18 protein-coding genes and 1 tRNA gene are annotated in these 19,119 nt (G+C 48.2%); 8 read left to right on the forward strand and 11 right to left on the reverse strand.

What is annotated here, in order from left to right; translation table 11 throughout:
• Positions 1-52 precede the first annotated feature (52 nt).
• Entirely contained in the window at positions 53-724 is a 672-nt protein-coding gene (locus LN737_RS10040) for a hemerythrin domain-containing protein (RefSeq protein ID WP_405518453.1), read from the forward strand.
• Between the two features lie 95 nt (positions 725-819).
• Positions 820-1,833 (forward strand): ScyD/ScyE family protein, encoded by a 1,014-nt coding sequence (locus tag LN737_RS10045; protein ID WP_405518455.1) that lies wholly within the window; start codon positions 820-822, stop codon positions 1,831-1,833.
• 580 nt (positions 1,834-2,413) lie between these two features.
• On the opposite strand, the gene LN737_RS10050 is transcribed toward LN737_RS10045, so the two are convergent.
• Positions 2,414-2,486 (reverse strand) — tRNA-Thr (locus LN737_RS10050).
• Positions 2,487-2,561: 75 nt separating this feature from the next.
• Here LN737_RS10050 and LN737_RS10055 point away from each other — a divergent pair.
• Entirely contained in the window at positions 2,562-4,508 is a 1,947-nt protein-coding gene (locus LN737_RS10055; RefSeq protein ID WP_405518457.1) for an ABC-F family ATP-binding cassette domain-containing protein, read from the forward strand.
• A 70-nt stretch (positions 4,509-4,578) separates the two neighbouring features.
• Positions 4,579-5,637, forward strand: coding sequence for a PA0069 family radical SAM protein (locus tag LN737_RS10060; protein ID WP_405518459.1), 1,059 nt, complete (start codon positions 4,579-4,581; stop codon positions 5,635-5,637).
• A 35-nt stretch (positions 5,638-5,672) separates the two neighbouring features.
• Here LN737_RS10060 and LN737_RS10065 read toward each other — a convergent pair whose 3' ends face one another.
• Positions 5,673-6,617, reverse strand: a complete 945-nt coding sequence (locus LN737_RS10065; RefSeq protein ID WP_405518461.1) for a bestrophin family protein — start codon at positions 6,615-6,617, stop codon at positions 5,673-5,675.
• A gap of 191 nt (positions 6,618-6,808) precedes the next feature.
• Here LN737_RS10065 and LN737_RS10070 point away from each other — a divergent pair, with 191 nt between their 5' ends.
• Positions 6,809-8,107: a DUF5103 domain-containing protein gene (locus LN737_RS10070; RefSeq protein ID WP_405518463.1), complete on the forward strand. Its 1,299-nt coding sequence runs from the start codon at positions 6,809-6,811 to the stop codon at positions 8,105-8,107.
• 2 nt (positions 8,108-8,109) lie between these two features.
• Here LN737_RS10070 and LN737_RS10075 read toward each other — a convergent pair whose 3' ends face one another.
• The 6 genes from LN737_RS10075 to LN737_RS10100 form a co-directional block, all read right to left on the reverse strand.
• On the reverse strand, positions 8,110-8,709 hold the full coding sequence (locus tag LN737_RS10075) for a c-type cytochrome (protein ID WP_405518465.1): 600 nt from the start codon (positions 8,707-8,709) through the stop codon (positions 8,110-8,112).
• 106 nt (positions 8,710-8,815) lie between these two features.
• On the reverse strand, positions 8,816-9,661 hold the full coding sequence (locus LN737_RS10080) for an AraC family transcriptional regulator (protein WP_405518467.1): 846 nt from the start codon (positions 9,659-9,661) through the stop codon (positions 8,816-8,818).
• A 100-nt stretch (positions 9,662-9,761) separates the two neighbouring features.
• Positions 9,762-10,427, reverse strand: a complete 666-nt coding sequence (locus tag LN737_RS10085; RefSeq protein WP_405518468.1) for a hemerythrin domain-containing protein — start codon at positions 10,425-10,427, stop codon at positions 9,762-9,764.
• Positions 10,428-10,457: 30 nt separating this feature from the next.
• Positions 10,458-10,850, reverse strand: coding sequence for a RidA family protein (locus LN737_RS10090; protein WP_405518470.1), 393 nt, complete (start codon positions 10,848-10,850; stop codon positions 10,458-10,460).
• Positions 10,851-11,046: 196 nt separating this feature from the next.
• Positions 11,047-12,147 (reverse strand): redox-regulated ATPase YchF, encoded by a 1,101-nt coding sequence (gene ychF / locus LN737_RS10095; RefSeq protein WP_405518472.1) that lies wholly within the window; start codon positions 12,145-12,147, stop codon positions 11,047-11,049.
• A 246-nt stretch (positions 12,148-12,393) separates the two neighbouring features.
• The gene (locus tag LN737_RS10100; protein WP_405518474.1) at positions 12,394-12,714 is read right to left on the reverse strand and encodes a DUF3276 family protein; all 321 of its coding nucleotides are present in this window, start codon (positions 12,712-12,714) and stop codon (positions 12,394-12,396) included.
• Between the two features lie 274 nt (positions 12,715-12,988).
• On the opposite strand from LN737_RS10100, the gene LN737_RS10105 reads away from it, so the two are divergent.
• Both LN737_RS10105 and LN737_RS10110 read left to right on the forward strand, forming a co-directional pair.
• Positions 12,989-13,423 carry a septal ring lytic transglycosylase RlpA family protein gene (locus LN737_RS10105; protein WP_405518476.1) on the forward strand — a complete coding sequence of 145 codons (435 nt, stop codon included), beginning with the start codon at positions 12,989-12,991 and terminating at the stop codon, positions 13,421-13,423.
• A 196-nt stretch (positions 13,424-13,619) separates the two neighbouring features.
• Positions 13,620-14,531: a DUF58 domain-containing protein gene (locus tag LN737_RS10110; protein WP_405518477.1), complete on the forward strand. Its 912-nt coding sequence runs from the start codon at positions 13,620-13,622 to the stop codon at positions 14,529-14,531.
• Between the two features lie 81 nt (positions 14,532-14,612).
• Here LN737_RS10110 and LN737_RS10115 read toward each other — a convergent pair whose 3' ends face one another.
• Entirely contained in the window at positions 14,613-16,064 is a 1,452-nt protein-coding gene (locus tag LN737_RS10115) for a TlpA family protein disulfide reductase (RefSeq protein WP_405518479.1), read from the reverse strand.
• Between the two features lie 184 nt (positions 16,065-16,248).
• Between LN737_RS10115 and LN737_RS10120 the strand changes: the two genes are divergently transcribed.
• A complete protein-coding gene (locus LN737_RS10120; protein ID WP_405518481.1) occupies positions 16,249-17,055 on the forward strand; it encodes a YdcF family protein in 807 nt (268 codons plus the stop codon).
• 81 nt (positions 17,056-17,136) lie between these two features.
• Here LN737_RS10120 and pfkA read toward each other — a convergent pair whose 3' ends face one another.
• Positions 17,137-18,111, reverse strand: coding sequence for a 6-phosphofructokinase (gene pfkA, locus LN737_RS10125; protein WP_405518483.1), 975 nt, complete (start codon positions 18,109-18,111; stop codon positions 17,137-17,139).
• A gap of 239 nt (positions 18,112-18,350) precedes the next feature.
• Complete coding sequence (locus tag LN737_RS10130; RefSeq protein ID WP_405518485.1) at positions 18,351-19,103, reverse strand: glycosyltransferase family 2 protein; 753 nt, start codon at positions 19,101-19,103, stop codon at positions 18,351-18,353.
• Between the last annotated feature and the right edge of the window lie 16 nt (positions 19,104-19,119).

Genomic DNA, 19,119 nt, shown 5'->3' on the forward strand with positions numbered 1-19,119 from the left:
CATTTGTGGGACGAGTGAATAAGTGAGATCGGCATTTAATAAATAAAAGAACATGCAACACCAACGTTACAACGTATTTAATCAAATTCACAAAGGTCTGAGGGGTATGCTGTATGATACGGCTCTTCGCTTACAACAAACCGATTTTTCTGAGTCAGAGACCAGCGAAGCCCTTGAGTCATTACGTCAGGTGCTTTTGTTTTTTGACGATCATGCCGACCATGAGGACCATTTTATTCTGCCTCACATCCGCAGACACGACGCTTCATTAATCGACGAACTGGAAAAAGATCACGTGATCGATCACCGCCTGACCCATACCCTTTTTGATCGCATTCAGGAGTGGAAAACGACCAACTCGGGTAACCAGCGTGAAGCCATCGGCCAGCAGATCTTATTAGCCTTCAATGAATTCATCGCCTTTAACCTCTACCACATGAACAAGGAGGAGACCATTCTGATCGATCTGCTCTGGAAGCATTATACCGATGCAGAAATCCGGCAGATGGAACACCAGATACTACAGTCAATTTCACCCCAGACACTGATGGCCGAGAGTCGCTGGATAATACGCTCCATCAATGACAAGGAAGTGATCGGGTGGCTGTCGGGCGTGAAACAAGGGGCTCCCATAGCCGTATTCGATACTTTTTTGCAATTGGCTCAAGAGGAGCTACCCGCTGAGCGATTGACAAAAGTACAGGCAGCGCTGGCGCTTGCCTGACGCATGAACGTCGCAGTTTCCACAACGTAGTATCGAACACAAAGATGCTCGTCATTTTAATTGCATTTCCATCATTTTTTTAACAACTCATAGTTATGCAGTACAAACGACCCATTTTAAGTTTTTTTCTTGCAGGTAGCCTGCTCTCAGGATGCCAGGACCACCAGACTCTTGCACCTGTTCAACCTACCGTGACTACGTTGGTTACTGGTTTAGTGGGCGTAATCGGCGTAGAGACGGATGCCCTTGGACGAGTTTTTGTGTCTGAGCAAGGTACTGGAAAAAACGATGGCCGCGTATCGGAAATCACGCCGGATGGTAAGGTGCATCCGATTATTACAGGATTGTATTCATTCAAACGTCCTGACAATGAACTGGACGCGACCGATCATCTACTGGCAGCCGATGGTGTGCTTTATGTGTTAAATGCCCAGGGATTTTATACCTTCGATCTGGCCTCCTACAAAACCGGTGACGCGCCGATTGCAGCTGCCAATTTAAAATCTGAAAATATTCAGCAGATCGTCCGCGACTACAGTTTCACAAATGATACGGGCGAATCCCATCTTTACAATATGACCCTGGGGCCAGACGGAGCCCTATATATCGCTGATGCAGCCGCCAACGCCATAATTCGACGGTCGAAAACCGGAGAGATAAGTGTGGTAACGGCCGTTCCAGGAATTGCCAATCCGAATCCGGCTGGACCACCTCCAGGGCCGCCCGTTATCGAGCCAGTGCCTACTGGCATTGTTTTTGATGGCAAACAGTTCGCATTTAGTACGTTGCTGGGCTTTCCGTTCCCGGCTGGCAAAGCGCTCATTTACCGGATGGACATGACGGGCAAACTTAGCGTGTTTCAGCAGACCTTCAACAGCCTGGTCGATATCGAGAATGATGGAAATGGCAATTATCTGGTGCTTGAATTTGCCGTATTTGGTCCTACTGGTTGGACGCCTAATACGGGTCGATTACTCCGGGCGAATGGGACTACCAGTGACTTACTGATCGACAAGCTGAACATGCCAACGGACCTGAAAGTGGTTGATAATCATACAGCTTATCTCACCAGTATGGGCGACGGGACCTTATCTAAAATTACATACTAGAATTTTCTCCCTCTGGGATTAACTAGAACAGCTGGTTAATCCCAGAGGGTTTATGTATGACTAATCGTCTAAGCTATTTTCACTGCCATGACTCTTTATTTTACCCTGGGATCACCAGATGATAGCTCAATCCAGGGCCCCTGTGTTTGTTGTGCAGAACTTGACATACAACTAGACGTACTGAATAGCTTTGTCGCTAATGGTAACGTTCTATTGTCTGCTTACCTGATTGACGATAATGGTATTCGCCTTGACTTACCCGTGGACGCTTTTGATGGTTTACCCATAGCAGAGGGCCTGCGAAATTTGACAAAGGAATATCAACAACAATTACGCGTCTTGTCTTAAAGAATTTACTGACGTTTTTCTGAACTACAGGCAGGTAGAAGGGAAGGAAAAAAGCTATTAGCTTATTTTTCTATCAGATTGCTACTGCTTACAATCTTACTACCAGTCATCAATAAGCAATAGCCTATAAAAACCATTGTAAATAGATAGACGACAAACGAAAAAACCCTCCCAGGGCTATCTGAGAGGGTTTTTTACAAGGGTTTGTACAATACTTACTGCGTACCAGTTGAGCCTCCTACGGGATTCGAACCTGCGACCTACGCATTACGAATGCGTCGCTCTACCAGCTGAGCTAAGGAGGCTTTTAAGGCTGCAAATATAACCGTTTGGAATTTAAGAACGCAAGTATCCGTTCTATTTTTGGTAAATTTGCGTCCATGATTTCCATCACAAACCTCTCGTATTATCTCGGTAGCCGGGCTCTTTATGAAAATGCTTCGCTCCACATTAAGCCTAATCAGAAAATCGGTCTAATCGGTCTCAATGGTACAGGCAAGTCTACACTACTCCGAATCATCAATGGCGACTACCAGGCCGATGGCGGTACCATCTCCAAAGCGGGCGACGTAACGCTTGGCTTTCTGAATCAGGACCTGCTATCCTATCAGACTGATGATTCGATTCTCTCCGTTGCGATGCAGGCATTTGCCCGGCAGAACGAACTGCAAAAGCAGATTGACGAGCTGCTGCATGAAATGGAGACCAACTACCGCGATGAGCTGGTCGATAAACTGGGTAAGGTTCAGGAGGAATTCGATGCGCTGGATGGCTATACGGTTCAGGCACGGGCGGAAGAAATTCTGGAAGGGCTTGGCTTCTCAACCGATGACCTCCAAAAACCATTACGGACATTTTCGGGAGGCTGGCGGATGCGTGTGATGCTGGCGAAATTGCTCTTGCAGAAGCCATCGCTGCTCATGCTCGATGAGCCGACCAACCACCTGGACTTACCCTCGATTCAGTGGGTTGAAAAATATATTCAGACGTATGAAGGCGCTGTGATTGTGGTTTCCCACGACCGCGAATTTCTGGACAACGTTGTCGACGTAACGGTAGAAGTGTCGGGCGGTAAGCTGAATTATTACGCCGGTAATTACTCGTTCTATCTGGAAGAGAAAGCGCTACGTAACGAGATTCAGAAAGGAGCCTATGAGAATCAGCAGGCCAAGATTCGGCAGACCGAGCGATTCATTGAACGATTCAAAGCCAAGGCTACGAAAGCCAAACAGGCACAGAGCCGGGTAAAGCAACTGGCCCGTATGGAACTGGTTGATGCCGTAATCGACGAATCGGCGCGGGTGAACTTTAAATTTCAGTTTTCGACCCAGCCCGGTCGGCATATTCTGCATCTTGACGACATCACGAAACATTACGGTCCCAAGCGGATTCTCACCCATGCCGATATCCGGCTCGAGCGGGGCGACAAAGTCGCTCTGATTGGCGCTAACGGCCGGGGAAAGTCGACACTGCTACGTATCATTTCGGGATCGGAACCCGTAAACGACGGTCGGCGGCAGCTGGGGCACAATGTTTCCTTTAGCTTCTACGCCCAGCACCAGCTTGAATCATTGAGCGTAGACGATACGTTGCTCGAAGAGTTGAAACACGCCAACCCGACCAAAACGGAGGGGGAACTACGGGGTGTTTTGGGTTGCTTTCTGTTCTCCAACGATGAGGTGTTCAAGAAAATTAAGGTGCTGTCGGGGGGCGAAAAATCGCGGGTAGCATTAGCCAAAGTGCTGCTGTCGCAGGCAAACTTCCTGCTGCTCGATGAGCCGACTAACCACCTCGACATGCAGTCGGTGAATATTCTGATTCAGGCGCTGGAGCAATATGAAGGTACGTACGTAGTGGTTTCTCACGACCGTTACTTCGTTTCGCAGATTGCCAATAAAATCTGGTACATCGAAGACGAGCAGATCAAAGAATACCCCGGTACGTACGACGAATACGAATGGTGGATGGAAGAGCGTAAAGAGCAGGGTGCCGGGAGCAAGGCGCAGGGAGTAAAGGATAGTGCGCCTTCTGCCCCGGCACCCCGCACCCCGCCCCCGGCATCGGACGATGAGCGCCGGGAGTGGCAGCGTACGCTTAAGAAACTGACCCAGCAGGTGGAAGAGTCGGAAACCAAGATTGGTATGCTGGAGGAGCGTAAAAAACGTTTGGAAGCTGAGCTGGCTGATCCGGCTACGTATGGTGATGATAAGTTGATGCAGGCCAAAAACGATGAGTATCGGCGGATTGTAGCGCAGATCGCCCAGCTTCAGGACGAATGGGAGACCGCCATGCTGGAAGCTGAGGAATGGGAGAAGAAACTGGCCTGACGAAATTTTTTCCTGAATAAATTTTATTTAGCCTACAAGTAAAATATAATTGTATTTTACTTGTAGGCTTATGGGTAACTTCAAAAAGGGAAGAGGAGCGCAGTTCAATACGGCTAATTCATTTGCCGCCCATCAGTACGTACCTGACGAAACGTTGGCCTCGTACGAGGATGAATTCCCAGCTACTACGCTGAAAACTCAGTTTCTTGAGGAAACGGCGAAGCAAATTATTAGCCATACCACTAGCCCGGACGTTGGTTTTTGGGCATCCATCAACCCGTATCAGGGCTGTGAGCATGGCTGTATATATTGCTACGCCCGGCCATCGCATGAATACTGGGGTTTTTCGGCGGGCCTGGATTTTGAAAGCAAGATTATGGTGAAAAAAAACGCGCCTGACCTGCTCGATAAGCAGTTTAAGGCGCGTTCGTATAAGCCCGTTGTTATTCACTTTTCGGGAAATACAGATTGCTATCAGCCTGCCGAACGAACGTATCAACTCACCAGGCGAATGCTCGCCCTTTGTCTTCAGTATCGTAATCCGGTTTCGATCATTACGAAAAACGCGCTGATTCTCCGCGATCTGGATATTCTGCAGGCGTTGGCGAAACTGAACCTGGTGAGCGTAGCGATTTCGATAACTACCCTGAATGAGCGCTTACGCACGCTGATGGAGCCACGTACCGTTACGGCCGCGCAGCGATTCAAAACCATGCTGACGCTTCATCAGGCGGGTGTGCCTGTAGGCATCATGACGGCCCCAATAATTCCCAGCCTGAACGACCACGAAATTCCGAAAATGATTGAGCGGGCTGCTGAAAACGGAGCCTGCTGGTCGGCCTACACCATCGTTCGGTTAAATGGGGCGCTGGGTCCGCTGTTTACGGATTGGCTAAAACAAACCTTCCCCGACCGGGCTGACCGTGTTTTGAACCAGATAGCCGATTGTCATGGTGGCCAGTTAAACGATTCCCGCTTTAAAACCCGGATGTCGGGCGAAGGTCATTATGCGCAACAAATAGCCCAGATGCACCGAATCGGTTGTCTCAAATACCTCAGCGACCGGCAGGCTCCTGAGCTAACCACAGCCTTATTTCGGCCAGCGGGGCAGATAGGGTTGTTTGAATAGGGCTGGTAGCATTTCCATTCATGCTACGTGTTGAGTTACCGATCATAGCGAAATCCTACTTTTGGCGTACCGATCTGATCAGGTTGTTCCAGCGTAAGTTTGTGGTCAAAAGACTGGGTTACGGTTTTGTGGATGCCTTTGCAGATGGTGTCGAGCGGGAGGTCATTGTCGTCGGTACCGAACGGATTTTCGATTTCTTCCGCGATGATTTCCAGGCTGGCCAGTACGTAAAAAACAAAAACAACCAGCGGAACGACCAGATAATGCAGATTCGATACGTAACCCAGGGGCAGCGTCAGGCAATAGATAAAAATGAATTTCTTGATAAACGAACTGTAGGAAAAGGGAATAGGGGTATTTTTGATCCGTTCGCAGGCTCCGCACACGTCCATCAGCGACTGAATCTCTGGATTCAGGATGACCAGATGTTCGGGAAGCAGAATCTTTCGGCGTTGCAGGTCCACTATTTTTCCGAAGATAGCCAAAGCAATCTGTTGCGGTACGTGTTCATTCAGGTGCAGCGACTCAATACTGAACGATGGCGCTTCGGTAAACTCTGGCTCAATGGGTTGCTGGCGCAGATGATTTTTCAGGGCGTAAGCAAAATTTGGAATCATGGCCCGGAAATACTGCCGCGCGTCGGTCTGCGCTGGCCCGAGCAGTTGATCGAGTTTGAGGGCCATATTGCGCGTGTTGTTTACCAGCGAACCCCACAATTTCCGACCTTCCCACCAGCGATCGTAAGCCGTATTGGTCCGGAAAACGAGCAGCATCGAAATCACAAAGCTCAGCAGCGTATGCATGAGCGAGAAGTTTTTGAGGTGAGGATTGTCGCTCAGATCCATGAGTTCAATTACGTGAACAATCAGGAACGAATAAACACCTACTCCAATCAGTATGGGGAGTAGTTTACGTACCGTATCTGCCCGATTCAACGTAACAATAAACCGGCCCCATTCTTTCGGATTATAATTTACCATAAATGTGTTTGGCTGAGTAGTGAATTCGTCTATGCGATTTTACGGAAGAAAGTAGTTGCGGCAATCAGATTTTATAGATTTTTAAACTACCTAAACCCACTTCCCGTTCGGCCCGCCTGAATAGATGTGTATACTTGCCTGGCTTCAGGAACGTTTACGTACCACATATATTACGATAAAAATCTGATTAAATGCGCCCTTTTTTCCGGTTACTGGCTCTTTTGTTCTTCTGCACAACTGCAACGGAGCTGCTCGCCCAGCAGCTCCGGACGATTGACCATATTTACGATCCGAAAGTACAGACTGTGCTGCTCTTTCCCCTGGTTGGCTCCAACCCCAACGATCCGGCACTTACCTTAAATCCTCCGGTTATCTCACTCGATGAACAGGTTTCCCTGCAATTGGAATTCGATGATCTGACGGCCAATTATCGTTCCTTTCGGGCGCGCCTGATTCATTGCAATGCCGACTGGCAGCGATCGATTCTGAACGATATTGAGTTTACCTACGAATACAACGACAACCCGATTACGGAGTATCAGACGTCAATCAACACCAAAATTCAATACTTCCACTATCGATTTACGTTACCTCGCGTAAAGCTGCCGGGCAACTACCTCATCGTTGTGTATGACGAGCGAAACCGGAACAATATTATTTTTACTCGTCGGTTTAGTACGTATCAAAATCGGTTGAACGTAGCAGCAGATGTTCGTTTTTCAACCAACCCCGCCTATCAGTTTAACAGTCAGCAGGTCGATCTGAGCATCAATTACCGCGGTTATCAGGTAATCTCGCCCCAGGATGATTTTAAGGTAGTTATTCGCCAGAATTACCGCGATGATCGTGTACTCCGGGATCTGCGTCCGACGAGTGTACAGGCGTTTGATCAAACCCTGGAGTATCGTCTGATCGACATGACTAATACGCTGCCGGGTGGCAACGAGTTTCGGTTTTTCGATACGCGAACGGTGCTTTCCCGCGCCAATTACATCGAGCGAATCGACCGACCGGCAGACCGTAATATCGCCTACGTACAGGAGGACAAGCCCCGGAGTCGCGGTGTTTATATTCAGAGCGATGATTTCAACGGCATGTTTGTGATCGACCATCGGGAAACCGGCAACGGTGCCACAAACGCTGATTATATCGAAACGATCTTTACGCTCAAAATCCCGGAGATTCCTAACGTAGAGCTGTTTGTCAATGGAGCCTTCAATTTCTGGCAGCTAAACGATGTGAACAAGATGGCATACGACCCACTTCTGAATGCGTATCGGGCATCGGTGCTGCTCAAGCAGGGTGTTTATAATTACGATTACATGGTGCAGACAACGGGCTCACAACCAAAAGTCGATGAGAACTACATTGAAGGCAGTTACTCATCGACTGAAAACGATTATGAAGTATTTGTTTACCATCGTCCGCCCGCTTCCCGCGCCGATCAACTCGTTGCCTACAAGCGGGTAGGTGTCAACAAGCGGAAATGATGTTAGGGTGCTGGCGGAATGGCGGCCGGGACTGCATTGGCAACTGGTTTGAGCGATTTCAGATAGGAAAAGACGGCCTGTAGATCATCATCGGTCATAGATGCGTAACCTGGCCACGGCATTGGCGGCAACAATGGACGTGTATTGTCGAGCCCTTTGAATTTTCCCTGCCGCATGGCTTTTTTAAATTGGGCCAGCGACCAACTGCCAATACCCGTTGCGTCAGGTGTCAGGTTGGCGGCAAACGATACGCCCCAGGGGCCAGCGAAAGCCGTATTCTGCCCATTGAAAATTACCCATTGCCCACTTTTGACCAGATTTTTGTCGAACGATCCCAGCGGTTCAGCGCTGTTGTAGCCCGATAAAAAGCGATCCATATCGGGGGCAGGACCCTGTGGCGTCATTTTCTTTGGCGCGTGGCAATCTGCGCACCCCATGATAGTAACCAGGTACTGGCCACGCTTCACCAGTACGTCCTGACTGGGCTGTTTCTGTATTGAAGCGCTACGTGTGATGACTTTAGGTGTGTCTGTATGGTTTGTAAAGGCACAAGCCAGCCCAATGACGGCCGCAGCCGCCAGATAAGAAATCCGTGTAAGCATGATTAGTTGTTGTTTTGGCGAGAAAATGAAGTTCTGAGGTTGGCCTGATATCAGGCCAACCCAGTCGAGCTTATGAAAGGAGAAAAGTTGTTACGTTGCAGTTTACTTAGGCCCGTGCATACGTTCCCCAGCAGGTCGGCCGTTGAAATTGCTGGTTTGTATCATTGAATACCACGGTAGGCACATCGTCGGTAAATTCTTTGAAATCGCGGATAAAATGCGCTTGATCCGAATACCCGAAGGTGTACGAAATATCCTGCCAGTCGGGAGCGGTTGGTTTTTGGTAGAAGTATTCATACGCATTACGAAAGCGGATAATACGTTGATACATCTTGGGCGTAGTGCCATAATTATCCTTGAAACTACGTTCCAACTGCCGTTTGCTTACATAAATATGTTCGCTAACCGCTTCTATGGACAGATTACCTCTCGACTGCCGAATGAGTCGGGTAGCCTCAAACAGGTAGTTCCGTTCGGCGTTCAGGTTTCGGCGTTGAGCCAGCAAAAATGCTTCGGCTGCTGCAATTACCGAATGAATACTCAATTGGCCGTATACCTTTTCAACCAGCCGGTTTATTTCCTTTCCGAAGAAGGTTTCCAGATCCGTGAAATTGTTGAACAGCGACGCTACGGGTATGTTAAATAGCTGAAGCAGACTTTCCGGCTTTAGCTGAATCCCGAACTTACGGCCAGACCCTACGCACTTCCACTGAACGGCATCGCGGTAAAGGCCCACAAAAAATCCGTGAGGAAGTTTCTGCCAGTAATTGTTGTGCAATACCTGACAATGGTTGTCGTCCAGGTGCAGAATAATTTCCAGCGTTCCGAATGGGAGGCATCGCTGTACGGGCGACTCCTGGTTTCCATCGGCTTCGAAGGTATGAAGCCAGTAATAATCAACGAAAGGCTCTAGTGCGGCTGATGGTTTAAATTCCTGATAGGTACTGTTCATTAGTTATCAATACGTGGTGTGGCGAATAGTGCTGTAAAAGTATAAGCAGAATCAGTCTTTGTATTGAAAAAAAGCGACATCTTCGTAACCGGTCAGCCGGTCAGGCAAGGGCCAGCGCTGCCTGCACTTTGCTCAGTCGGCCTGCTGGTAGTTCATCTTCAGCCAGCTTCAGGAAGTTGGCAAAGACCGGTGCCGGAGCGCCCTGTCTGATCCCGGCGAGCCATTCGATCACTTCTCTGTTGTTGATGGACCGCATCATCCAACGGCTCTCCGTCAACAGGGTTTGCGGAGGAATGGACTGCAGAATCTGGTGTTCCATCTGCCGGATTTCTTCGTCCGTATACTGTTTCCAGAGCAGATACATCAGTACGTTTTCTTCCTTGTTCATGTGATACAGGTTAAACGCAATGAATTCATTAAAGGCAAAGAAAATCCGCTGGCCAATTCCTTCTTTCTGCTCTGCCTGAGTCGCTGTTTTCCACTCCCGGATCTGATCGAAAAGGGTTTGCGTCAGTCGATGATCGACCTCATGATCTTTTTCAAGCTCATCGACCAGTTGCGGGTTGTGTTTTTTGATGTGGGGCAGTATAAAGCCGTCTTCGTGTTCAGCATGGTCGTCGAAGAAGAGCAATACCTGCTCCAACTGATCGATGGCTGCGTCGGCTTCGGGTTGAGAAAAATCGGTTTGCTGCAGATGGAGGGCCGTATCGTACAGCATTGCCCGTAGACCTTTGTGAATTTGATTGAATATGTTGTAGCGTTGCATGGTATGGTTTTGGTTAAACTAGAGGAAACATTATTTGACAGCTGTTGCTTCGATTTCGATCATCATCTCCGGAAAAGCCAGCGAGTTAACTTCGGTCAGGGTACTGGCCGGTACGCATCCGCCCGTCTGTAGTCGACCCATTACGTTACCGTAGGCAGCAAAAAACTGCTCGATAGACGTAGTGTAATAGTTGAGTCGCACAACGTTGGCCAGTGAATAGCCCGCCTGTTGCAGTACTGTTTCCAGATTATCGAACGACAGGTTGATCTGTTCGCTCATGGCCGCATTAACAGGTCGGCCTTCGGCGTCAACGGCGCCCTGACCCGCGCAATAGAGCGTATTTGTTGCTTGTGGAATTTCTATAGCCTGGGCGTAACCGAGCTGGTTCTGCCATTGCCAGGGGTTGATAAGTGACTTTTGCATGTGGATAGTGGTTAAATTTCTTTGCAAAAGTATAGGCGCTAAACCGCCTTGTATTGAAGAAATGCGACAAGATGAGGACGAGCTAAAAAATTATGATAACGGTACGTGCGCCGGAAAGCAGGTTGCGCCGGTTTAATAAAAAAAGCGGGTGACCCGTTGCTCAACAGATCACCCGCTCAATGGTAGTACGTATTTGTTAGGCACCGTGCAGGAATTCCATAATGTCGCCATCCTGTACGACGTACTCTTTGCCTTCAACAGCTAGTTTACCGGCTTCACGAACGCCCGCTTCGGTCTTGAACTGCGAAAAGTCGGGGAGCTTCATAACCTGTGCCCGAATGAATTTCTTTTCGAAATCGGAGTGAATAACGCCAGCGGCTTGTGGAGCCTTCCAGCCCCGGTGGATGGTCCAGGCACGTACTTCCTTAACACCGGCTGTGAAATACGTAATCAGGCCAAGCAGTTTATACGATGCTTTGATGAGCTTACTAAGTCCGGATTCGGTTAATCCGTACTCACCCAGAAATAGCTCACGCTCTTCGGGGTCTTCCATTTCGGCAATCTGGGCTTCAATGCTGGCGCTGATGACAATAACTTCAGCCCCTTCATCCTTGACGGCATCACGGAGCGCGTCAGAATATGTATTACCAGCTGGCAACGAGGCTTCGTCGACATTGGCAACATAGATAACGGGCTTCACCGTTAAGAGGGCAATATCGCTAATGGCGGCTTCCTGCTCCTCGGGCGATGCCTGAACTGTACGCGCACTTTTTCCGGCTTCCAGCGCAGTTTTGTATCGCTTCAGAATTTCCAGTTCAGTCTTGGCTTTGGCATCACCAACCTGAGCAGCTTTCGAAATACGCTGAATTTTTTTGTCGACAGATTCCAGATCTTTCAGTTGTAGCTCGGCGTCAATGATCTCTTTGTCAGAAACCGGGTTTACTTTCCCTTCGACGTGAACGATGTTTTCATCTTCAAAGCACCGAATTACGTGTACAATGGCATCGACTTCCCGAATATTGGCCAGAAATTTATTACCGAGTCCGGCGCCCTGGCTGGCCCCTTTCACCAGACCCGCAATGTCAACAAACTCGATAATGGTAGGAACCACTTTCTGAGGTTTTACCAATCCTTCGAGGGTATCCAGCCGTTCGTCGGGTACGGTAACAACCCCTACGTTCGGTTCTATTGTGCAGAACGGGTAATTGGCCGCTTCAGCCTTCCCGCTCGATATTGCATTAAACAACGTCGATTTGCCTACGTTCGGCAAACCCACGATTCCACATTGTAAACCCATAGTTAATTGTGAAAAAGCGGACGAATGAAAGAGCGAAAGGGGCTTGGTAGACACTCATTTTTCATTCTCACTCGTTCGCTCTTTAGTTTTTCTACAAAAATACAACTCCGACGGCGGACCGCAAAAAAAGCCTTCGGCGTTGGCACCGAGGGCTGAAGAATTCAGGCGATACGTCTATTACTGATTGATCGTTAATTTGTCCAGTACAGTTTCTTCATAAATCGTAGATCGAAGTGCTGCTGTTGATTACTCCCATTTGAGTTCGCTGGCAAAATCGTCCTGTTCATCACGCTGGACAAATTGCTCAAAATCCACTTCGGGCATCAGTTCCGTTTTGACATACTCAACGGTTCCCTGCAACGCTTCAATGAATTTGTCGAAATCTTCTTTATAGAGAAACATCTTGTGCTTTTCATACACAAATCCATCGCCCTGCGGCTGGCGCCGGCTCTCCGTAATGGTGAGGTAATAATCGTTGGTGCGGGTTGATTTGACGTCAAAAAAATACGTTCGCTTTCCTGCCCGAACTCGCCTTGAGTAGATTTTTTCCCGGTCTCTTTCGTCCACAATCTAATAGGTTTAGTCAGTTCACAACTGCTAAAGTACGGGCATTCGGGAAAGAACAAAAAGAAACCCTGCAAATATATTTCGTGGAGAAATAACCCCGATAAACGCGCCGGGCTGTAGAGGCCATTCTACAGTTTTTTGGCTAATTACTTGGTTATTAATAGGATTAAACCTATCTTTGTTTTACAGGAATTGCACTTTTTGGGGACGGAGGGTATGTGTTGTGTTAATGAACATACGCTCCGTCTATTTTTTTCACGTAACCAACAGCTGTATGAGTTTAATCGTATCCCTTATGTTGTTTTTTAGCAACATAAAATCGGCGGAGGTCCTTCCGGGCCTCATACAGAAAGGCAAAGCGTCTTTTTATTCCAAGAAGTTCAATGGTCGGAAGACCTATTACGGTGAGCGTGTTAGCTCCGGAGCCCTTGAAGGTGCCCATCTGACCCTACCGTTGAATACGTTGGTTGAGGTAACAAACCTCGATAACCAGCGTTCCGTAATTGTACGAATCAATGATCGGGGTCCTTTCTCCAAAGGCCGAGTCATTGACCTAACCCACGCTGCAGCGCATGCTCTTGGCATGGTTTCGAAAGGAATTGCCAATGTGTCATTACGCGTTGTTGGAAAAGGCCGTGCTGTTGCCCTGAACTCTTCCGTTTTCAGTGCACCCATTGCGTATCAGCCTATATTGGAACCAGCCATGTAGGAAAGTCGTCAGCCGACTGCATTACCCGAACCGTTCGATGTTTCCCAGTGCAATTCCTGGGGGAGATGTCGAACGGTTCGCTTTTTGCGTTATATTCAACGAGTGAATTTAATGAGCGAATGAGTGAAAACCTGCCGGATGGTTTTCGCTAGCGCGTCTCTCTTTCGCTCTTTCACCCTTTCGCTCTTCAAAGTGCATGAAGCAACCCCTTAATCTGAGTCAGGTACGTTCGTTTGGCAATGTGGAATTTCTGGCCCGTCAACTGGTCGAAGGGTTTATAACAGGTCTGCATAAATCGCCTTTTCATGGCTTCTCGGTCGAGTTTGCCGAACATAGACTTTATAATACCGGCGAAACCACGCGCCACATTGACTGGAAAGTATTCGGTAAGACTGAAAAGCTATTTGTCAAGCGCTATGAAGAGGAAACAAACCTGCGCTGTCATTTGCTGATCGATACGTCGTCGTCGATGTACTATCCCGAGTCAAACTACGGCAAAATTACGTTTAGTGTAATGGCAGCCGCGTGTCTGGCCTATATGCTCCAGCGGCAAAAAGATGCTGTGAGTCTGACAACCTTCGCCGATACGATTGATTTGCAAACACCGACTAAATCGACACCTTCGCACGTGCATAAGCTGTTTACGCAACTGGACCTGCTCATGCAGCAGCCCAAGCCGTTGCGTAAAACAGCCGCTGCCGATATTATTCATCAGGTGGCCGAGAAAATTAATAAACGGTCGCTGGTGGTGATTTTCAGCGATATGTTCGACAATAGCGAGAAGGTGGATGCACTTTTCTCGGCCTTGCAACACCTACGGCACAATCTACACGAAGTGCTGCTGTTTCACGTAACCGACAAAAAGACCGAAGAAGATTTCGCCTTTGACGAACGGCCTTACGAATTTATTGACCTCGAAACCGGTGAGAAAGTGAAAATTCAGCCCGGGCAGGTACGCGATACGTATCAACAGGCCGTAAAATCCTATTTTCAGGAGCTGAAAATGCGGTGCGGACAATATAAAATCGACTTTATTGAAGCCGACATCGCCCAGGGTTTCGACCAGATTCTGACATCCTATCTGGTTAAGCGGACGAAGATGAGATAGAGGGAACAGGGAGAAGGGATGAAAGCAGAAAGAATTTGCTCCTACACGGTTCCCTATCCTTTCATCCCTTCTCCCTGTTCCTTACTTTTTCACACTTGCCTTTACGTTGCCCGGGGCTACTGCTGGATTTTTAGTAGCCTGCTGCCGTTTATGGAAGAGAATAAAATCTTCGATCTGTTCGGCTGGAAGTTTTCGGGCAATGATTCTCTTATCCTTATCAAGTACGTAAACCGTTGGCGTAGTCCAGACGTCGTACTGGTGAGCATAGTTGGTCCGATTGGCCAGATCCATGCCATTGATGGCGTTACCCAGCTTGAATTCCCGGATAAAACCTTTCCACTCCTTCATGTCCTGATCAATGGCGATCGCCATTACTTCAATGCCCTTGCCTTTGTAGGCATCGACAAATTTCTGCAGTTTCGGGGCGCTTTCCCGGCAGTGTCCGCAGGTTGGTGAGTAGAAGAAAAGAACCGTATAATCAGCCTTAATATTCTGCATGATAATCGGTTTGCGCAACGTATCGGTGACGACAGGGGCAACCATTACCTTCCCGACAAGATTAGGTTTCATAGAGGCTACCCGTTCGCCAACACTTTTTAGCGTTGCTGAATCCGAGACGGTCATGATACCTGTCGCGTAATATTTCTCGAACATGTGCACAAAAAGACCATCTGTTCCGATCACTTTGGGCTGTTCGTAGGGCCGGGTGATGTAGAAAATAGAATAATATTTCACCTCTTTATTTTTGCCCGCTATTGCTTTGTTCACTACGTAGTCGGCCTCTTTAATCAGCGAGTCGGGCGTTTGTACGGTCAATTCCTGAATATACCGATCGATTTTCTGCTGCAGGAACGGCGTGCGAACAAACCGTTCGTCGGCAAAATCGAAATCATCCCAGAAATGCTTCTTGAAGTAGTTGAACACCCAAACCGAGTCAGGGCGACCGTTGGCCGCTTTGGGAGCAGGGGGCACTTCGGGTTCAGCGCTCGCTTTGAGCAGCTTTACGGTAAATGAGCTTGCGTTATCTTTCAAAAACTGGCTTCGGTAAGTGCTGGCCTGCTTTTGCAGAGCACTCATGGCTGGAGCATTTTTCTGTGCAGTCAGAGCCTGCGCTTCGTTCTGGAATTTGCTAAGCTGCTGCTGATAGGTATAAAACAGCTCATTCTCAGTGGAGCCAGTCACCTTCATATACTGAACAACGTTAGCGGTATCCGTATCAAACGAAAATTCCTGATCGTCGGTAATAAGAAACTGGATGTATCGATTCTTTGGGGCTACAGCTAAGTATAGACCCTGTGGCAAACTTTTCTTTCCTTCAAAGACCAGTGTTCCTGTTCCATCAATGCGGGCCGTATCTTTCGGAATGTACTGAGTGGCTCCCAGATAATGAGCCAGAATGCAGGTAGTATCTTTCAACCCCTTGATATGGCCGGTAATTCTGAAACTGTTCGATGAGGTTTGGGAAGCTGATTGCGCCCAGGCGGCAGGCAATAAAAGCAGACAAAGCAGCGCAGCCAGAAGAAAATTTTTCATAAAAAGCAGTACGTATCTTCGCAGATTCTGATCAATACAAATTTACGGTATTCATTGTACAGTTTTCGATTTTCGTAAGAAGCGCCACCTTTTGGTCCAATAACTCACGCATTACGTACTCAAAAACGGAACACCGTAGGGCGAACTCCCTGTTTTCAAAACGTTTACAAGGCTTTTATAGTCTATGTTTTATTTCTTTTCAAAAACGATTACCTATCTGCTTACACCAGCCGGATGGCTCGTCAGCGCTTTGCTATTTGCTTTTTTTACCAAAAATGTCCGACGTCGTCGGCAGTGGATTGGTATTGCCCTCGGGATTTTTTGGGTATTCGGCAATCCGTTTCTGGTGAATGAGTTGGCATTGTGGTGGGAGTATCCCATTGTAGTCAGTGTACCCGCCCCCGCCGATTCCTCGGTGCAGGTAGGGGTTTTACTGACGGGTGGCATGGCCCTGGCCCGAAAAGAAATTCCAGCCGATGGACGCAGGCCTGCAGACCGCTTCCTGCTCGGGCGGGAGGCAGACCGGGCTGGCCAAGCGCTTTATCTGTACAAAACCAAAGCCATACAGAAAATCCTGATTAGTGGCGGTGTAGGCAACGTACCGTTTAGGGATAAAAGCGTTAGTGATGAAGGACAGTTGATCGCGCGGTTTCTAAGGGTGGCCGGTGTACCTGCTACGGATATTGTGCTGGAGACCAAGTCGCTCAATACCCACGAAAACGCTGTTTTTTCGATTCAACTGCTTCAGAGCGGTTTTCACACAAAACGTTGCGTACTGATAACATCGGCCTGGCATATGCGCCGGGCCGTAGCCTGTTTTGAAAAAGAAGGTGCCATCGTTACGCCGTTTTCGGGCAGTTTCATCTCTAGCCGACGGTCGTTTGCTCCGGGCGAATGGGTTCTCCCGCACGAAGAAGCGTTCTTTAATGGCTATTACCTTATCCGCGAGCTGGTCGGTTACGTAACATACAAGCTGGCGGGATATATTTAAAGAGCGAAAGCGTAAATGAGTGAAAGAGCGTTAATAATGCGCCAGCCACTCTTTCACTCATTTACGCTTTCGCTCTTTAATTTAAACACTCAGAATCTTGACCATTCTGAGTAAATCCTCGTTGATTGGCTTGGGCAGGCGAATGGTGTCGCGAAAAGGAGTATAGACCAATTCATTATTCACGATTCCGGCCATCACATTTTTCTCACCATTCATTAATCCTTCCAGAGCGCCAAGCCCTAGCCGACTCGCCAGAATGCGGTCGTAAGCCGTTGGAATTCCACCCCGCTGTATATGGCCCAGCGTTGTTACGCGCATGTCAATGTTGGACTCAACCTGCTGGCGAATCTTTTCGGCGATTTCTGTGGCAATTCCGGCTTCTTCGCCTTCCGCAATGACAACAATGGAGGAGGATTTCTGGCGGCTCCATCCCGATTTTAAAGCTTCAACAACCTCTGAAATGGGTGTCAACACTTCGGGAACCATAACCATTTCGGCCCCACCGGCAATACCCGACTGAATAGCAATGTAGCCCGAATCGCGGCCCATCACTTCAATAAAGAAAATTCGGTCGTGCGAGTCGGCCGTGTCGCGGATTTTATCGATGGCTTCCAGCGCCGTATTTACGGCTGTATCGAAACCAATTGTATAGTCAGTACCGTAGAGGTCATTATCAATTGTACCAGGAGCACCAACGGTTGGAATGCCGTATTCATCATAAAAAAGCGTTGCACCCGTAAACGTACCATTACCGCCAATGGCTACCAATCCTTCAATCTCGAACTTTTTAAGTTGCTCAAAAGCTTTGGCGCGACCCTCCGGCGTCATGAATTCTTTACTTCGGGCTGATTTCAGAATAGTACCTCCGCGCTGTACAATATTGCTGACCGAGTGCGAAGACATCTGAAAAATATCGCCATTTATCATTCCGCTGTACCCCCGGCGAATACCGAACACTTCTAGTCCGTGATAGACCGCCCCCCGGACAACCGCCCGGATACAGGCGTTCATACCCGGCGCGTCGCCACCCGAGGTAAAAACAGCTATTCGTTTCATAGGTTGATTCTGTTTTTTTAGGAAAATTCAAAAAAGGTCAGGTAGGTACCGTAAAAGACCTCGCAAATTTATCCGCATTTCCTGATCTTAAGGCATACATCCTCGAATTATCCCATTGTTTTCATACAAATTTCACAAAACGGCGTTAATTATTATTTACAAATGTTAGATTGCAACCTATGGGAATTGTGGGTTTTTAGCCGAATATTTTGCTGATTTATTATAGAATTGCAGAATAATCATTGCTTATTGAACCGTCTAGCTCGCACAACTATTCGGATATGGTTACGTATTGTTGTCAGCAAACCAAAATGGGTCACCAAAATCTTAAACCGATCCGTGAGCGAACGCCGATGCTGCTGCACAGATAAACCGCCCGTTAAATAGTTGCACAAAAGAAAAGGCAGGTATTCGACAGTCTGCGCTGCCTTCAGACAGCGAATTTCCCAGTCCAGATCCGCGCTTAGATTATTGACTAAATAATCAGGGGCAATTGACCGTTTCGGTACAAAAGCCTGATGACAGACTTTCATGCCGAGGGCCATATCTTGCCACGTTAAATGCTTTGGCAATGTATGTGGGGTTACCTGACTGCGTAATCCTACCGGAACCACTTTCCCATTTTCCTCCCGGACAAAAAGGGCATCGCTATAGTACACATCGGCGCTGCTTGCGGCAATACGTTTCAGAAGGTTGGGCAGGGTTTGGGCATCGTGCAGCTCATCGCCTGCATTCATAAACCAGACGTACTGGCCTTTTGCCCGGTGCAGTCCTTTATTCATGGCGTCGTATAGCCCCTGATCCCGCTCCGATATCCAAGTTGTAATGTGCTGTTTGTAACGCCTGATAATGTCCAGCGTACCATCCGTTGACGCTCCATCAATCACAATGTATTCAAAGTCTGTACCTTGTTGCGCTACGATACTTTGAATCGTGCGCTCCAGAAACCGCTCGGCGTTATACGTGATGGTGATGATGGAGATGGTTGGCATGGGTGAATAATGATTG

The organism is Spirosoma sp. KNUC1025, assembly GCF_045160025.1.
GTDB lineage: Bacteria > Bacteroidota > Bacteroidia > Cytophagales > Spirosomataceae > Spirosoma.

Bases quoted from the DNA above. Each gene is read 5' to 3' on its own strand.
- LN737_RS10045 (WP_405518455.1), top strand. From the start codon at position 820: ATGCAGTACAAACGACCCATTTTAAGTTTTTTTCTTGCAGGTAGCCTG.
- LN737_RS10085 (WP_405518468.1), bottom strand. From the start codon at position 10,427: ATGCAACGCTACAACATATTCAATCAAATTCACAAAGGTCTACGGGCA.
- LN737_RS10130 (WP_405518485.1), bottom strand. From the start codon at position 19,103: ATGCCAACCATCTCCATCATCACCATCACGTATAACGCCGAGCGGTTT.
- LN737_RS10065 (WP_405518461.1), bottom strand. From the start codon at position 6,617: ATGGTAAATTATAATCCGAAAGAATGGGGCCGGTTTATTGTTACGTTG.
- ychF (WP_405518472.1), bottom strand. From the start codon at position 12,147: ATGGGTTTACAATGTGGAATCGTGGGTTTGCCGAACGTAGGCAAATCG.
- LN737_RS10075 (WP_405518465.1), bottom strand. From the start codon at position 8,709: ATGCTTACACGGATTTCTTATCTGGCGGCTGCGGCCGTCATTGGGCTG.
- LN737_RS10105 (WP_405518476.1), top strand. From the start codon at position 12,989: ATGAGTTTAATCGTATCCCTTATGTTGTTTTTTAGCAACATAAAATCG.
- LN737_RS10120 (WP_405518481.1), top strand. From the start codon at position 16,249: ATGTTTTATTTCTTTTCAAAAACGATTACCTATCTGCTTACACCAGCC.
- LN737_RS10110 (WP_405518477.1), top strand. From the start codon at position 13,620: ATGAAGCAACCCCTTAATCTGAGTCAGGTACGTTCGTTTGGCAATGTG.
- LN737_RS10080 (WP_405518467.1), bottom strand. From the start codon at position 9,661: ATGAACAGTACCTATCAGGAATTTAAACCATCAGCCGCACTAGAGCCT.
- LN737_RS10115 (WP_405518479.1), bottom strand. From the start codon at position 16,064: ATGAAAAATTTTCTTCTGGCTGCGCTGCTTTGTCTGCTTTTATTGCCT.
- LN737_RS10040 (WP_405518453.1), top strand. From the start codon at position 53: ATGCAACACCAACGTTACAACGTATTTAATCAAATTCACAAAGGTCTG.
- LN737_RS10060 (WP_405518459.1), top strand. From the start codon at position 4,579: ATGGGTAACTTCAAAAAGGGAAGAGGAGCGCAGTTCAATACGGCTAAT.
- LN737_RS10090 (WP_405518470.1), bottom strand. From the start codon at position 10,850: ATGCAAAAGTCACTTATCAACCCCTGGCAATGGCAGAACCAGCTCGGT.
- LN737_RS10070 (WP_405518463.1), top strand. From the start codon at position 6,809: ATGCGCCCTTTTTTCCGGTTACTGGCTCTTTTGTTCTTCTGCACAACT.
- pfkA (WP_405518483.1), bottom strand. From the start codon at position 18,111: ATGAAACGAATAGCTGTTTTTACCTCGGGTGGCGACGCGCCGGGTATG.
- LN737_RS10055 (WP_405518457.1), top strand. From the start codon at position 2,562: ATGATTTCCATCACAAACCTCTCGTATTATCTCGGTAGCCGGGCTCTT.